Origin of the sequence: Acidovorax sp. 99, from assembly GCF_003096455.1 — a bacterium.
In the GTDB taxonomy this organism is placed as follows: Bacteria; Pseudomonadota; Gammaproteobacteria; order Burkholderiales; family Burkholderiaceae_C; genus Acidovorax; species Acidovorax delafieldii.
In genome coordinates this window covers 3360862-3375269 of sequence record NZ_QEKU01000001.1, presented here as the reverse complement: position 1 = coordinate 3375269, position 14408 = coordinate 3360862, and the positions used below count along the sequence as shown (strand labels likewise).

Genomic DNA, 14408 nt, shown 5'->3' with positions numbered 1-14408 from the left:
GATCCATGGCATGAAACTGGCGCTCGCCAAGTCGGGGCAGCCGCGCAAGGGCCGCCCCGCCGCGCTGGCTGCGTCCCTCTGCCCGCATTGCGCAGCAATGCGAGAGCGGAGGGAAGACGCGGAGCGTCTCAGGGGGGTGTTTCTCATCATTCATAACGCAGCGCCTCGGCAGGGTTCACACGGCTGGCGCGCCAGCTGGGGTACAGGGTGGCCACAAAGGCCAGCACCAGCGAGATGACCGCAATGGGCACGATGTCGCTGCTCTGCGGCTCGCTGGGCATCTTGCTGATGAGGTAGATGTCCTTGGGCAAAAAGCTCGCGTTCAGCGCGCGCTCGATGGCCGGCACGATCACGTCGATGTTGAACGCGATGCCAAGGCCCAGCAGCAGGCCAACCAGCGTGCCAATCACGCCCACCATCGCGCCCTGCACCACAAAGATGCCCATGATGCTTTTGGGGCTGGCACCCAGCGTGCGCAGGATGGCGATGTCGGCGCGCTTGTCGGTCACCGTCATCACCAGCGTGGAGACCAGGTTGAACGCGGCCACCGCCACGATGAGCGTGAGGATGATGAACATCATGCGTTTTTCCAGCTGCACCGCAGCGAACCAGGTGCGGTTTTGCTGCGTCCAGTCGCGGATCAGCAGCTGGCCGCTCAGGGACTGCGCCAGCTGCTGCGCCACCTCGCGGGCCTGGTGCAGGTCCTTGAGCTTCAGGCGCACGCCCGTGGGGCCTTCCAGGCGGAAGATGCGCTGCGCGTCCTCATGGTGCAGCAGCACCAGGGCCGAGTCGTATTCGTAGTGGCCGGAGTCAAACGTGCCCGCCACCGTCATCTGCTTGAGGCGCGGCACCACGCCAGCCGGCGTCACCTGGCCGGCGGGCGCAATCAGCGTCACCGGGTCGCCCACCCGCACGCCCAGGGCACGGGCCAGCTCGCCCCCCAGCACCACGCGGAACTCGCCGGGCACCAGCAGGTTCAGCGTTTTCTCGTTGGTGGCAGCCAGGTCGGTCACCGCCCCTTCCAGGGCCGGGTCGATGCCGCGCACCAGCGCACCCTTCATGTCTTCGCCACGCGCCAGCAGGGCCTGTGCCGCCACAAAAGGCGCAGCCCCGATCACGTTCGGGTTCTTCTTGGCCTCGGCCAGGGTGAGCGCCGGGTCGGGCAATGCGGCCCCCAGGGGCGCAAAGATCTCGATGTGCGAGACCACGCTGAGCATGCGGTCGCGCACGTCCTTCTGAAAGCCGTTCATCACCGACAGCACGATGATCAGCGCCGCCACCCCCAGCGCAATGCCCAGCATGGACACGCCCGAGATGAACGAGATGAAGCCATTGCGCCGCGTGGCGCGGCCCGCGCGCGTGTAGCGCCAGCCCAGGGCCAGTTCGTAGGGAATTTGCATGGATTAGGAAAGAAGGACCTGTACGGTGCGGAATGCACGCTACGGGCCGGGCCGATTGTGGCATCCCGGACAATAGAGCGAGTGAAACACTTTTACATACCCACGTTGGGCCTCCAGGCCAGTGATCGCAAGGCGCGGGCCGCCGCCAAGGCTGGGCGCCTTGGCAAGGTCCGCAACGCCGCGAGCGCTGGCTTGGAGGCCCAACCCTTCGGGAAAGCCGGGGAAAGGCCCGGCCACTGCGTTGCAGCCCGCTTGCGGTATCCCAACCGCTGCGCGTCCTGCGCCTTGTTGCCGGGCCTTTCCCCGGTTTTCGTGGGCACGTAAAAGTGTTTCACTCGCTCTAGCCATGTCGGACACCACCCATTTGCTCATTCCCTACGCCGCCAGCGCCTCACCGGGATGCCAGCAAGCCCAACAGGGCCTGGCCCTGCCCCACCTGGACCGGCTGCTGGCCCGGCTCAGCCCCTGTCCCGCCCAGAGCGACAGCGGCGAAGAAACCAGCTTCTCTGCGCCCCATGAACGCGCCCTGGCCCGCGCCCTGGGCCTGCCCGCGCAGGACGGCCGCATCCCTTGGGCCGCCTGGCACCGCCAACAGCAAGGCCTGACGACCCACGGCGAGGCCTGGGCCTTCGTCACGCCCTGCCAGTGGCAGGTCAGCACCGACCACGTCACGCTGCGCGACCCAGCGCAACTGGGCCTGGATGAAGCCGCATCCCGCGCGCTGCTGGCCATCGTGGCGCCCTGGTTTGCCGAGGACGGCATCACCCTGCACTACGACCAGCCCACGCGCTGGCTGGCCAGCGGGCCGCTGTTTGCCGACCTGGCCACCGCGTCGCTGGAGCGTGTGCTGCTGCGCGACGTGCGCGCCTGGATGCCCGATGTCAAACAAGCCCGCACCCTGCACCGCCTGCACAGCGAGATGCAGATGCTGCTGTACACCCACGCCTTCAACGACGAGCGCTCAGCGCGCGGGCTGCCCGTCGTCAACTCGTTCTGGGTGCATGGCACGGGCGCACTGTCCAATCCACCGCCCGCCCCCCCATCCCCCCACATGCCCCACATGCCCACCACCCTGCGGGACGCCGCCTTGCACGACGACTGGCGCACCTGGGCCAGCGCCTGGGCCGCGCTGGACGCAGGCCCCGTGGCCGACCTGCTGCGCCGGGCCGAAAGCGGCACGCCCGTGCAGCTGACCCTGTGCGGCGAACGCAATGCGCTGGGCTTCCACACCGCTCCACGCAGCCTTGCACAGCGGATTCAAGGTCTTTTTCGCCCCATGCGCTGGTCGAATATGCTGGTGCAGCTATGAAAATAATAGCAAGAGACATTCCACCCCGTGCCGCCTGGGCGCTGGAGCAGGCCGGCGTGCACCCGCTGCTGGCGCGCCTGTACGCCGCGCGTGGCGTGCGGGCCAAGGACGAACTGGACGATGGCCTGGGCCGCCTGCTGCCGCCCAGTGGCGACCACGGCTTGAAGGGGATTGACGCTGCAGCCCGCCTGCTGGCCGATGCCATGGCGCAGAACCAACGGCTCATCATCGTGGCCGACTACGACTGCGACGGCGCCACCGCCTGCGCCGTGGGTGTGCGCGGCCTGCGGCTGCTGGGCGCCCAGAACGTGGACTACCTGGTGCCCGACCGCGTGACCGACGGCTACGGCCTCACCGCCTCGATCGCCCGCCGCGTGGCCGAGCGGGGTGCCGACATGCTCATCACCGTGGACAACGGCATCGCCAGCGTGGACGGCGTGGCCGAGGCCAAGGCGCTGGGCCTGCAGGTGCTGGTGACCGACCACCACCTGCCTGGCCCCGAGCTGCCTGCGGCGGACGCCATCGTCAACCCCAACCAGCCCGGCTGCCCGTTCGAAAGCAAGTCCATGGCCGGGGTGGGCGTGATGTTTTATGTGCTGCTGGCCTTGCGCGCCGAGCTGCGTGCGCGTGGCGTGTTTGACGCCGCCACGCAACCCAAGCTCGACCCCTTGCTCACCCTGGTGGCGCTGGGCACCGTGGCCGACGTGGTCAAGCTGGATGCCAACAACCGCCGCCTGGTCGCCCAGGGCTTGAAGCGCATCCGCGCGGGGCAGATGCCCGCAGGCATCGCCGCCCTGTTCCACGCCGCCGGCCGCAAGGCACCCGTGGCCACCACCTTCGACTTTGGCTTTGCTTTAGGCCCACGCATCAACGCCGCAGGCCGCCTGGCCGACATGACGCTGGGCATCGAATGCCTGCTGACCGACGACGCAGGCCGCGCTGCCGAGCTGGCCGCCACGCTGGACGGCATCAACCGCGAGCGCCGCGAGATCGAAGGAGGCATGCGCGAGCAGGCCATGCTGATGGCCGAGAGCCTGTTTGACGAGAGCGAAGAGCCGCCCCCCGCCATCAGCGTGTTCGACCCCGACTTCCACGAAGGCGTGGTCGGCATCGTGGCCAGCCGCATCAAGGACAAGCTGCACCGCCCGACCTTCGTGTTTGCGGCCAGCAGCGCGCCGGGCAAGGAGCATGAGCTCAAAGGCTCGGGCCGCTCCATCCCCGGCTTTCACCTGCGCGACGCGCTGGATCTGGTGGCCAAACGCCACCCGGGCGTGATCCTCAAGTTCGGCGGCCACGCCATGGCGGCGGGCTGCACCGTGGCGGAGGAATCGTTCGACGTGTTCGAGCAGGCGTTTGCCCAGGTCGCGCAGGAATGGCTGGACGCCGCCACCCTCACCCGCCGCATCGAAACCGACGGCCCGCTGGCCCCCGAATACTGCCGCGCCGACATCGTGGACACGCTGCACCGCGAGGTCTGGGGCCAGGGCTTTGCGCCCCCCACGTTCAGCGAAGAGGTGCAGATCGTGAGCCAGCGCCTGGTGGGCGAGGCCAAGAACCACCTGTCGCTCAAGCTCATCCACCAGGGCAACCCAGTGGATGCCATCTGGTTCGGCCACACCGAGCAGTTGCCTGCCCGGGTGCTGCTGGCCTTCCGCCTGGATGTGAACGAGTGGAAGGGCGAGCGCAAGGTGCAGTTTCTGGTCGAAGGCGCGCAGGTGTAGCGCGCCACCGCTCAAGCCTGCGTCGGCCCCTTGCTTCGCTGGCGGATCACGGTCACCGGCTCACCGCCCTGCCCCCAGTTACGAGAACCTGTTTGAGGTATTTTCGGGGTCGCACAAGTCCCTTGCCGGGATGGGATGCAAGGCGCGGTGCGCAGTGGATAGCTCGGCTATCCACAAGCGCCGCAACGCAGCAGACCGCCCGGCAAGGCACTTGCCCGAAGGGTTGGAGTGAAATCGGGTGATTGAACGCCCCGGCTGCTTGCGTGGGCGCGAGCCCATGCGGCGCATCCGAAGCATCCACTCATCCCGATTGCACTCCAATGCGATCCCCGAAAATGCCTCAAACAGGTTCTGCAGATCCACCTCGTCGATGATGACGGTGACACTTTCCGGCCGCTTGTCCAGCACCTGCTGCATGAGCTGGGTCACGCCCGCAATCAGGGCGGCTTTCTGGGCTGCGGTAGTCGGCAGGTCGCGGCGCGCAAGGCGGATGTTGACCAGGGGCATCGGAGAATCCTTTCAAGGTGCACCAAAACAAAAGGCAGCTCACGCTGCCTTCCTGTCAATTCGGCCGGAATACCGACCACAAAAAATAGCCGTCAGCGCTTGATGGTCATGCGCTGGCCGCTATCGATTTAGAAGCTCTCCCAATCGTCATCGCCACCCTGCGCCGCTGCCTTGGCAGCGGGTGCGGGGGCGGGTGCCTTGGCCGCAGGCAGGCGCGCCGGGGCGGGCGCAGGTGCCTTCGGGGTGGCGGAAGACGCCACGCGGGGCGCGCTGGCCGCTGCCTTGGCCACGGCGGGCCGTGGCGCAGACGCCGGTGCTGCAGCGCGGGGTGCCGCTGTCGGCGCCCGGGTGGCCACCGCGCCCACGTTGAACACCGACACCACCTGCGCCAGGTGCTGTGCCTGGTCACGCATCGAGGCGGCTGCGGCCGTGGACTCCTCCACCAGCGCCGCGTTCTGTTGCGTCATCTGATCGAGGTGTGTGACGGCCTGGTTGACCTGCGCGATGCCGTCGCGCTGTTCTGTCGAGGAGGCCGTGATCTCGCCGATGAGGTCGCTCACGCGCTGTACGCTGGCAACGATCTCTTGCATGCTTTGCCCTGCCTGCGCCACCTGGGCCGAGCCCGATTCCACGTTCTCCACGCTGGCGCTGATCAGGGTCTTGATCTCTTTGGCCGCCTCGGCGCTGCGCTGCGCCAGGCTGCGCACTTCGCTGGCCACCACAGCAAACCCACGGCCTTGCTCGCCGGCCCGGGCGGCTTCCACCGCTGCGTTCAGCGCCAGGATGTTGGTCTGGAAGGCGATGCCGTCGATGGTGCCGATGATGTCGCTGATCTTGCGGCTGCTGTCGGTGATCTGCTGCATGCTGGTGACCACCTGGCCCACCACTTCACCGCCCCGCGCTGCGGCCTGGGCTGCCGTGCCGGCGAGCTGGTTGGCCTGGCGGGCCGTGTCGGCCGACTGGCTCACGGTGGCCGTGAGCTGTTCCATGCTGGCTGCCGTCTCTTCCAGGTTGGAGGCCGTCTGCTCGGTGCGCGCCGACAGGTCGTGGTTGCCGTTGGCAATCTCCACCGACGCCGACGAGACCGAATCCACCCCCTGGCGTACTTCGCTCACCACACCGCGCAGCCGTGACGACATGGCCGACAGCGAACGCAGCATGTGGCCAAACTCGTCCTTGCGGGTGGATTGCAGCTCGCGCGTGAGGTCACCTCCCGCAATGGCATCGATGGTCTCTACCGCTTCGTTCAGCGGCAGGGTGATGGAGCGCACCAGCTTCCAGGCCAGGAACAGGCCCGCCGCCATCAGCACCATGGAGCTGATGATGCCGGTGATGGCGTATTCGATGCGGCGCTGGGTGGCTTCGGCACGGATCACGTCGCGGCGCTTTTCGAGCGTGGCCACAAACTCATCCTGCGCCTTGAGGTACTTGGTGACCAGGGGGGCAAACTCGTCGTCCGCATAGCGTTGGGTGGCGACGGCATCGCCTGCGCCCTTGAGCTCCCAGGTCTTGGCGGTGGCCGCCAGCACTGCCTTGCGCGCCTCCAGCACCTTGTCGAGCGAGGCTTTCTCTTCGGGCGCGGTGGCCGAGGCCACGATGCCTTCCTGCACCTTGTTGATGTTGCCAATGATCTCCTTGACCTTGGCGCCGTATTGCTCGGCCAGCACCGAGTCGGTGGTCACCGCGCCGCCCATGACCATGGTGACAGCCGTTTCGGTGGCGCCCCGCCAGCGCACAGCAGCCGAGATGCGGGCCTCGATCTCGACCACGGCGTCCATGGCCGCTGACATCGAAGAGTTGCCCCGGTTCTGCGCAAACGCAGACAGCAGCAACATGGCAATCATGAGCCCCAGAAAGGCGCCCCACAGCTTGCGGGAGACGCGGATATTGTCAAATTGCATGGTTGGTTTTTCCTCGTGGATCGGTGATGTCTCCATGGTCTGCGCATGGCGTGCAAGACACATTCGATTACATCAACAACAGGCCATAGCCTACGCCAGCCCAAGGCACCGGCGGACTCATGCCCCACCGGGAAAAACCCGCATCCAAAATCCGCCAGGAATGCGCGAACGAAGACAGATCGAACAGGCGCTAGAACCCACGGGCTGACGGGGCCAGACCGGTATGCGAGTCCCAGCCCGCCACACCCACACCTCTTGTCCCAGTATTGAGGGCCCTGACAGGCCCACGCCCCGGAGCCTTCAGGGCACGCAAGGGCCAGGAATCAGAAGCTTTCCCAGTCGTCGTCCCCGCCCTTGGCCGCCGCCTTGGGTGCAGGGGCTGCCGACTGTGTGACTGCGGGTGCAACTGGCGGCGCCAGCCGCGATGGGGCCTTGGGCGCGCTGGCGGCCGCCTTACTGGCGGTGGCAGGCTTGTTGCCCAGTGGGGCCTTGGCGGCCAGCGCAGGCCGTGGCGCCGGTGCTGCAGCACGGGGTGCCGCTGCCGGCGCCCGGGTGGCCACCGCGCCCACGTTGAACACCGACACCACCTGCGCCAGGTGCTGTGCCTGGTCACGCATCGAGGCGGCTGCGGCCGTGGACTCCTCCACCAGCGCCGCGTTCTGTTGCGTCATCTGATCGAGGTGTGTGACGGCCTGGTTGACCTGCGCGATGCCGTCGCGCTGTTCTGTCGAGGAGGCCGTGATCTCGCCGATGAGGTCGCTCACGCGCTGTACGCTGGCAACGATCTCTTGCATGCTTTGCCCTGCCTGCGCCACCTGGGCCGAGCCCGATTCCACGTTCTCCACGCTGGCGCTGATCAGGGTCTTGATCTCTTTGGCCGCCTCGGCGCTGCGCTGCGCCAGGCTGCGCACTTCGCTGGCCACCACAGCAAACCCACGGCCTTGCTCGCCGGCCCGGGCGGCTTCCACCGCTGCGTTCAGCGCCAGGATGTTGGTCTGGAAGGCGATGCCGTCGATGGTGCCGATGATGTCGCTGATCTTGCGGCTGCTGTCGGTGATCTGCTGCATGCTGGTGACCACCTGGCCCACCACTTCACCGCCCCGCGCTGCGGCCTGGGCTGCCGTGCCGGCGAGCTGGTTGGCCTGGCGGGCCGTGTCGGCCGACTGGCTCACGGTGGCCGTGAGCTGTTCCATGCTGGCTGCCGTCTCTTCCAGGTTGGAGGCCGTCTGCTCGGTGCGCGCCGACAGGTCGTGGTTGCCGTTGGCAATCTCCACCGACGCCGACGAGACCGAATCCACCCCCTGGCGTACTTCGCTCACCACACCGCGCAGCCGTGACGACATGGCCGACAGCGCCCGGGTGAGCACGCCCAACTCATCCTTGCGGTCATCTTGAATGTCTTGGGTGAGGTCCCCGGCCGAAATGGCTTCGGCCAGCACCACGGCCCGATCCAGCGGCCGCGTGATGGAGCGCACCAGCAGGGCCGCCAGCAGCATGCCCAGGGCCACCACCGCGATGGCTGCGGCAGCCCCGATCAGCACCAGGTTGCCGCGCGTGGCACGTGCGGCCTGCACCGCATCGTCACGCTGGCGCTCCTGCACGGCCACGAACTTGTCGATCGACTCCAGATAAGCCAACACCTTGGGCCGGTAAACCTTGTCCACATAGGCCTGCTTGGCGGCTGCATCGCCCGCATCGGTCAGCTCCTTGAGCTTGTCGGTCTGGCCCCGGACATCGGCACGCGCAGCGGCCACCGCGGCCAATGCCGCCTTGTCCTCGGGGGACACCGCCGCCTTGTTGATCTTTTCCTGCACCGGGGTGATGCGTGCGGTGAGCGCAGCCACCCGGGTATCAAAATCTGCCTTGAGCGCCTGGTCGGTGGTCACAAACCCGGCCATCGACATGGTGACCGCCACTTCCGCCAGGCCACGCCAGCTGACCGCCGTGGTGATGGCGGACTCGTATTTGTTGACGGACTCTTCGGTCGCAGCAGTGACCTGCCGCCCATACCACTGGGTCCAGACGGCGGCCACCAGCATCAGCGCCAGCAGGCCAAGAATCACGCTCCACATCTTGTGGGCGACGCGCAGGTCATTGAATTTCATGGTTGCTCCTGATGCTCTGCAAAAACCCCGAGGTTCCGCGTTGTTGTATCTTGCCCAAGGAAAACCACCACACTGCCGGCGTTCGACCCGGCTGAACACCCGCCAGCCAGGCGAAGTGTGCATGTAACAAGTGTTAATGGATTCCGTGGGGCGCGTTATCAGTACAAGCCCTAAAATGAATCGGTGACCTCCATACTCAACGCCGACCTGCACTGCCATTCCGTCGTTTCCGACGGAACCCTGACGCCCGAAGACCTGGCCGCGCGGGCCAAGGCCAACGGGGTGGAGCTGTGGGCGTTGACGGACCATGACGAGATCGGCGGCCAGCACCGTGCGGCCGCTGCCGCCCGCGCCCAAGGCATGGCCTACCTCACCGGGACCGAGATTTCGGTCACCTTTGCCGACACCACCGTCCACATCGTGGGTCTGGGCTTTGACCCTGACGACGCCCAGCTGGCCCAGGGCCTGGCCGCCACACGCGGCGGGCGCGGCGAACGGGCGCAGGAGATGGCGGCCCAGCTGGCCCAGGTCGGCATCAAGGGCGCCTACGAAGGGGCGCTGCAGTTTGTGGGCAACCCGGCACTCATCTCGCGCACCCATTTCGCGCGTTTTCTGGTGGAAACCGGCGTGTGCAAGGACACCTCCGAGGTGTTTCGCAAATTCCTGACCGAAGGCAAACCGGGCTATGTGCCCCACCGGTGGGCCAGCCTGGGGGATGCCGTGCGCTGGATCACACAGGCCGGGGGCATGGCGGTGATCGCTCACCCGGCGCGCTACAAGTTCAGCGCCAATGAAGAATTCGCGCTGTTCTCCGAATTCAAGCAACATGGTGGCCGGGCGGTCGAGGTCGTCACGGGCAGCCACAGCGCCGCCGAGTACGTGACCTACGCCGACATGGCGCAGGAGTTTGGCCTGGCCGCATCGCGTGGCAGCGACTTCCACAGCCCCGACGAATCGCACACCGACCTGGGCACGCTGCCCCTGCTGCCCGGCGCATTGACCCCCGTGTGGGAACTGCTGTCCGACCGGATTTTGCGATGACCCCGCGCTGCCGCAGCCGCGCCAGCCGCCCCCTGGACGACCTGCCACCCGGCAAGGCATCCACACGCAGCGCCACGCATCACTGAGACCCTGCCCCATGGCCCAGTACTTCGAAGCCCATCCCGACAACCCGCAACCCCGGCTGCTCAAGCAGGCCGCACTGCTGCTGCAAAAGGGTGGCATCGTGGCCGTGCCCACGGACTCCAGCTACGCGCTGGTCTGCCACCTGGACGACAAGGACGCGGTGGACCGCCTGCGCCGCATCCGCCAGGTGGACGAAAAACACCACCTCACCCTGCTGTGCCGCGACCTGTCGGAGCTGGCCAACTATGCGCGGGTGGACAACCGCCAGTACCGCCTGCTCAAGCTGGGGACGCCGGGCCCGTACACCTTCATCCTCGAAGCCACCAAGGAAGTGCCCCGCCGCGTGAGCCACCCCTCGCGCAAGACCATTGGCCTGCGGGTGCCCGACCGCAAGGGCCTGCAATTGCTGCTGGAGCTGCACGGCGCCCCGCTGCTCGCCACCACGCTGATCCCAGCGGGCGAGACCGAGCCCCTGAACGACCCTCAGGAAATCCGCGAGCGCTACGAAAAGCTGGTGGACGCCATCGTGGATGCCGGGGCCTGCCCGCTGGAGCCCACCACGGTGGTGGACCTGACCCCCATGGGCACCGGCGGCGACCCGGTGGTGGTGCGCGAGGGCCGGGGCAGCCTGCAAGCGCTGGGGCTGTAAGAGCCCCCTAAAAAGCCCGCCGCAAGAGCGGCACCCCGCTCGATACATTCGCCGCCGTGCAGCGCGCTTCGCCCTGCCACCGGTAACGCGCCTTGGAGGGGAGAGCCGCGCGGCGGCTCAGGGATTCATCACAGCTTGAACGCTCCGACCGCCTGCTCCAGGTCGCGGGCCTGCGCCGACAGGGCCGACGCCGTGCTCACCGCATGCTGCACCAGCGAGGCTGTCTCCTGCGTGCTGCCGTCCATGTGCGACACCGCCACATTGACATGGCTGATGGCTTCGCTCTGCTCGCGCAGGGCGGTGGAGATTTCGCCCAGCAGCGCGCTGACCTGGCCCACAGCGCCGACGATCTCTTCCATGGTCTTGCCCGCTTTGCCTACCTGACCAGCACCGCTTTCGACCTGTTCGACCGACGCGCTGATCAACGCCTTGATCTCGCGGGCAGCCACCGCGCTGCGCTGGGCCAGGTTACGCACCTCGCTGGCCACCACGGCAAAGCCACGGCCCTGCTCGCCAGCACGCGCGGCCTCCACCGCGGCGTTGAGTGCCAGGATGTTGGTCTGGAAGGCAATGCCTTCGATGACCTGAATGATGTCCACGATCTTGCGCGAACTGCCGCTGATGGCCTGCATGGTCTGCACCACCTCGCCCACCACCGACCCACCCTGCTCGGCAATGGCCGACGCCTGCACGGCGAGGCCGCTGGCCGAGTGGGCCCGTTCGGCGTTCTGGCGCACGGTGGCCGTCAGCTGCTCCATGCTGGCCGCCGTCTCGGTCAGGGACGACACCTGGTCTTCCGCGCGGCGCGACAGGTCGGTGTTGCCGTGGTCAATGTCTGCCGCAGAAGCGGTGATCGAATCGGTGCTTTGCTTGATGCGGGACACCAGGTCGGTCAGCGTGTCCTCCATGGTGCCCAGCGCGCCCAGCAGGCGGCCAAAGTCGCCCTCCAGGTCAGAGTTGAACTCCTGGCTCAGGTCGCCAGACGCCACGGTTTCGGCAATCAGGATGGCCTGGTTGAGCGGCGCCACGATGCTGGCGCGCAGGCTGAGCGTGGCCACCACAGCCAGTACAAACACCACCACGCTGCAACCGATGACCCAGTTGCGCGCGCTTTGCAGCTGCGCCAGCGCCGCCTGGGCCGGGGGCGTGGCGCCCTGCAGCGCCTGCTCGGCACCGCCGATGCCGGACAGCGCCATCACCATCAGCAGCAGCACGACCAGTGCGAGGCCGCCAAACGCCAGCAACAGGCGCGTTCCGATCTTCAAGTTGTTCCACATGGCTTCAATGTCTCCAGGCCTGTTGTATGTCGTTGTGGGAGGGGCCGCCGCGCAGCGCTGCGCGCCAAAGGGCAAGAGCTTGCACAAACTGGCACGGGCTGCGGGCAAGAGGTTGATGCTAGCAACGAACACCCCGCCTGGAGACCCGTCGGCATACGTACAACCCACAATACGCAGCTGCCGCCGGACGCCTGAACACCCGCCGGGTCACCCTGGCAACGCCGGGGGCAGCGGGGCGTCTGAGACAATCCCGGCGTGGACACCTCCAATCTCATCCAAACCGTTCTGATCTACGCCCTGCCGGTGCTGTTTGCCATCACTGTGCACGAGGCGGCCCATGGCTACGCGGCGCGCCACTTTGGCGACAACACCGCGTACATGATGGGGCGCATCACCCTCAACCCCTTCAAGCACATCGACCCGGTCGGCACCATCCTGATGCCGCTGCTGCTGTACTTTGCGACCTCGGGCGCCTTTTTGTTCGGCTACGCCAAGCCAGTGCCGGTCAACTTCGGCAATCTGCGCAACCCCAAGAAGCACATGGTGTGGGTGGCCCTGGCGGGGCCCGCGTCCAACTTCATCCAGGCCATCGCCTGGGCCGTGCTGCTGGTGGTGCTGGTGGGTACGGGGATCGAGGAGCGCTTCTTTCTGGAAATGGCACGCGCCGGGGTCATGGTCAACCTGGTGATGTGGGCCTTCAACCTGTTTCCGCTGCCACCGCTCGATGGCGGGCGCATTCTGGTGGGCCTGTTGCCCTGGCGGCAGGCGCACATGGTGTCGCGCATCGAGCCCTGGGGCTTTTTCATCGTGATGGGCCTAGTGATCGCCGGGGTGGTGGGCACGCTGTGGCTGCGCCCCCTGATGGCCGTGGGCTACACCGCCATCAACCTGTTGCTCACCCCGCTGACGGCCTTGCTGCGCTGAGCGCCGCACAGCTTGCGAGCCTGCCACTTCCTGTTCATTTGATCTGCTGAGTTTTTGTTTCCCATGAGCACCACCCGTTTTCTCACCGGCATCACCACCACCGGCACCCCCCACCTGGGCAACTTCGTCGGCTCCATCCGCCCGTCGGTGGCGGCCAGCCTCACGCCCGGCGTGCAGAGCTTTTACTTTCTGGCCGACTACCACGCGCTCATCAAGTGCGAAGACCCGGTGCGCATCCAGCGCTCCACGCTGGAGATCGCAGCCAGCTGGCTGGCCGCAGGGCTCAACCCCGAGAAGGTCACGTTCTACCGCCAGTCCGACATCCCCGAGATTCCCGAGCTGACCTGGCTGCTGACCTGCGTGACCGGCAAGGGCGTGCTGAACCGCGCCCACGCCTACAAGGCCAGCGTGGACAAGAACACCGCCGCCGGGCGCGAGCAGGACGACGGCGTGACCGCAGGGCTGTTCATGTACCCGGTGCTGATGGGCGCGGACATTCTGATGTTCAAGGCCCACAAGGTGCCGGTGGGCCGCGACCAGATCCAGCACATCGAGATGGCCCGCGACATGGCAGCCAGCTTCAACCACCTGTACGGCGAGCACTTCGTGCTGCCCGAGGCGGCCATCGACGACCATGTGGCCACTCTGCCCGGGCTGGACGGCCGCAAGATGAGCAAGAGCTACGACAACACCATCCCGCTGTTCAGCTCGCGCGCCCAGCTGCAAAAGCTCATCGGCGGCATCCTGACCGACTCGCGTGCGCCCGGTGAGGCCAAAGAAGTCGAAGGCTCGGCCCTGTTCCAGATCTACCAGGCCTTTGCCACGCCCGAAGAGACCGAGGCCCTGCGCAAGGCCTATGCCGACGGCATTGCCTGGGGCGACGCCAAGCACCTGCTGCTGGAGCGCGTGGACCAGGTGATCGCCCCCATGCGCGCGCAGTACGAGGAACTCATCCACAACCCCGCCCGCATCGAGCAGACCCTGCTGGCCGGCGCCGAGCGCGCCCGCGCGCTGGCCACGCCCTTCATCCGCGAACTGCGCAGCGCCGTGGGCCTGCGCAGCCTGGTGCAGGCCAGCACAGCCGCCAAACCGGCCAAGGCCGCCAAGGCCGCACTGCCCGCTTTCAAGCAGTACCGCGAGGCCGACGGCAAGTTCTACTTCAAGCTCGTGGCCGCCGACGGCCGCCTGCTGCTGCAGAGCACGGGCTTTGACGCACCCAAGGAGGCTGGCCAGGCGATTGCCCAGTTGCAGAAGGACAGCGCAGCCCTGCAGACCCTGGCCCCGCGTTTGGCGCCAGTGGACGGCGTGGAAGCTGCCGAAGTGACGGCCGCCCTGCAGGCGCTGGCCGAGGCCGCCGCTGCATAAGCCGGCGCGCCACCGAGCGCAGCGTGCAAGACACACAGCCCGAGCCGCAAGGCTGCGGGCTTTTTTTTGTACGCCTTTCAAAGCCTATTCGCTACATTTTTGATAGCTACTTGGGCATATCGCAC

The 14408-nt window shown here is 67.0% G+C and carries 11 protein-coding genes; 6 read left to right on the top strand and 5 right to left on the bottom strand.

The window, feature by feature from the left end; all coding sequences use genetic code 11:
• Positions 1 to 146: 146 nt before the first annotated feature.
• Positions 147 to 1400 (bottom strand): lipoprotein-releasing ABC transporter permease subunit, encoded by a 1254-nt coding sequence (locus C8C95_RS15720; RefSeq protein ID WP_056646585.1) that lies wholly within the window; start codon positions 1398 to 1400, stop codon positions 147 to 149.
• A gap of 346 nt (positions 1401 to 1746) precedes the next feature.
• On the opposite strand from C8C95_RS15720, the gene C8C95_RS15715 reads away from it, so the two are divergent.
• Together C8C95_RS15715 and recJ are read left to right on the top strand one after the other, a co-directional pair.
• On the top strand, positions 1747 to 2709 hold the full coding sequence (locus tag C8C95_RS15715) for a phosphoglycerate mutase (protein ID WP_116749187.1): 963 nt from the start codon (positions 1747 to 1749) through the stop codon (positions 2707 to 2709).
• A complete protein-coding gene (gene recJ / locus C8C95_RS15710; protein ID WP_116749186.1) occupies positions 2706 to 4430 on the top strand; it encodes a single-stranded-DNA-specific exonuclease RecJ in 1725 nt (574 codons plus the stop codon). The genes C8C95_RS15715 and recJ overlap by 4 nt, the downstream gene beginning before the upstream one ends.
• A gap of 78 nt (positions 4431 to 4508) precedes the next feature.
• Here the strand turns inward: recJ and C8C95_RS24010 are convergent, their stop codons facing one another.
• The 3 genes from C8C95_RS24010 to C8C95_RS15685 form a co-directional block, all read right to left on the bottom strand.
• Positions 4509 to 4937: a 4-oxalocrotonate tautomerase family protein gene (locus tag C8C95_RS24010; RefSeq protein ID WP_279323236.1), complete on the bottom strand. Its 429-nt coding sequence runs from the start codon at positions 4935 to 4937 to the stop codon at positions 4509 to 4511.
• A 128-nt stretch (positions 4938 to 5065) separates the two neighbouring features.
• Entirely contained in the window at positions 5066 to 6838 is a 1773-nt protein-coding gene (locus C8C95_RS15690) for a methyl-accepting chemotaxis protein (RefSeq protein WP_116749185.1), read from the bottom strand.
• 323 nt (positions 6839 to 7161) lie between these two features.
• A complete protein-coding gene (locus C8C95_RS15685; RefSeq protein WP_116749184.1) occupies positions 7162 to 8943 on the bottom strand; it encodes a methyl-accepting chemotaxis protein in 1782 nt (593 codons plus the stop codon).
• A gap of 183 nt (positions 8944 to 9126) precedes the next feature.
• Between C8C95_RS15685 and C8C95_RS15680 the strand changes: the two genes are divergently transcribed.
• Positions 9127 to 9984, top strand: coding sequence for a 3',5'-nucleoside bisphosphate phosphatase (locus tag C8C95_RS15680; RefSeq protein WP_060984573.1), 858 nt, complete (start codon positions 9127 to 9129; stop codon positions 9982 to 9984).
• Positions 9985 to 10081: 97 nt separating this feature from the next.
• Positions 10082 to 10717: an L-threonylcarbamoyladenylate synthase gene (locus tag C8C95_RS15675; protein WP_056060901.1), complete on the top strand. Its 636-nt coding sequence runs from the start codon at positions 10082 to 10084 to the stop codon at positions 10715 to 10717.
• 128 nt (positions 10718 to 10845) lie between these two features.
• On the opposite strand, the gene C8C95_RS15670 is transcribed toward C8C95_RS15675, so the two are convergent.
• Entirely contained in the window at positions 10846 to 11994 is a 1149-nt protein-coding gene (locus C8C95_RS15670) for a methyl-accepting chemotaxis protein (protein ID WP_116749183.1), read from the bottom strand.
• A gap of 255 nt (positions 11995 to 12249) precedes the next feature.
• Here C8C95_RS15670 and C8C95_RS15665 point away from each other — a divergent pair, with 255 nt between their 5' ends.
• The gene (locus tag C8C95_RS15665; protein WP_099729566.1) at positions 12250 to 12918 is read left to right on the top strand and encodes a site-2 protease family protein; all 669 of its coding nucleotides are present in this window, start codon (positions 12250 to 12252) and stop codon (positions 12916 to 12918) included.
• A 63-nt stretch (positions 12919 to 12981) separates the two neighbouring features.
• Positions 12982 to 14283 (top strand): tryptophan--tRNA ligase, encoded by a 1302-nt coding sequence (locus C8C95_RS15660; protein WP_116749182.1) that lies wholly within the window; start codon positions 12982 to 12984, stop codon positions 14281 to 14283.
• Positions 14284 to 14408 lie beyond the last annotated feature (125 nt).

Coding starts and splice junctions, on each gene's coding strand:
- C8C95_RS15720 (WP_056646585.1), bottom strand. CDS start 1,400: ATGCAAATTCCCTACGAACTGGCCCTGGGCTGGCGCTACACGCGCGCG.
- C8C95_RS15715 (WP_116749187.1), top strand. CDS start 1,747: ATGTCGGACACCACCCATTTGCTCATTCCCTACGCCGCCAGCGCCTCA.
- recJ (WP_116749186.1), top strand. CDS start 2,706: ATGAAAATAATAGCAAGAGACATTCCACCCCGTGCCGCCTGGGCGCTG.
- C8C95_RS24010 (WP_279323236.1), bottom strand. CDS start 4,937: ATGCCCCTGGTCAACATCCGCCTTGCGCGCCGCGACCTGCCGACTACC.
- C8C95_RS15690 (WP_116749185.1), bottom strand. CDS start 6,838: ATGCAATTTGACAATATCCGCGTCTCCCGCAAGCTGTGGGGCGCCTTT.
- C8C95_RS15685 (WP_116749184.1), bottom strand. CDS start 8,943: ATGAAATTCAATGACCTGCGCGTCGCCCACAAGATGTGGAGCGTGATT.
- C8C95_RS15675 (WP_056060901.1), top strand. CDS start 10,082: ATGGCCCAGTACTTCGAAGCCCATCCCGACAACCCGCAACCCCGGCTG.
- C8C95_RS15670 (WP_116749183.1), bottom strand. CDS start 11,994: ATGTGGAACAACTTGAAGATCGGAACGCGCCTGTTGCTGGCGTTTGGC.
- C8C95_RS15660 (WP_116749182.1), top strand. CDS start 12,982: ATGAGCACCACCCGTTTTCTCACCGGCATCACCACCACCGGCACCCCC.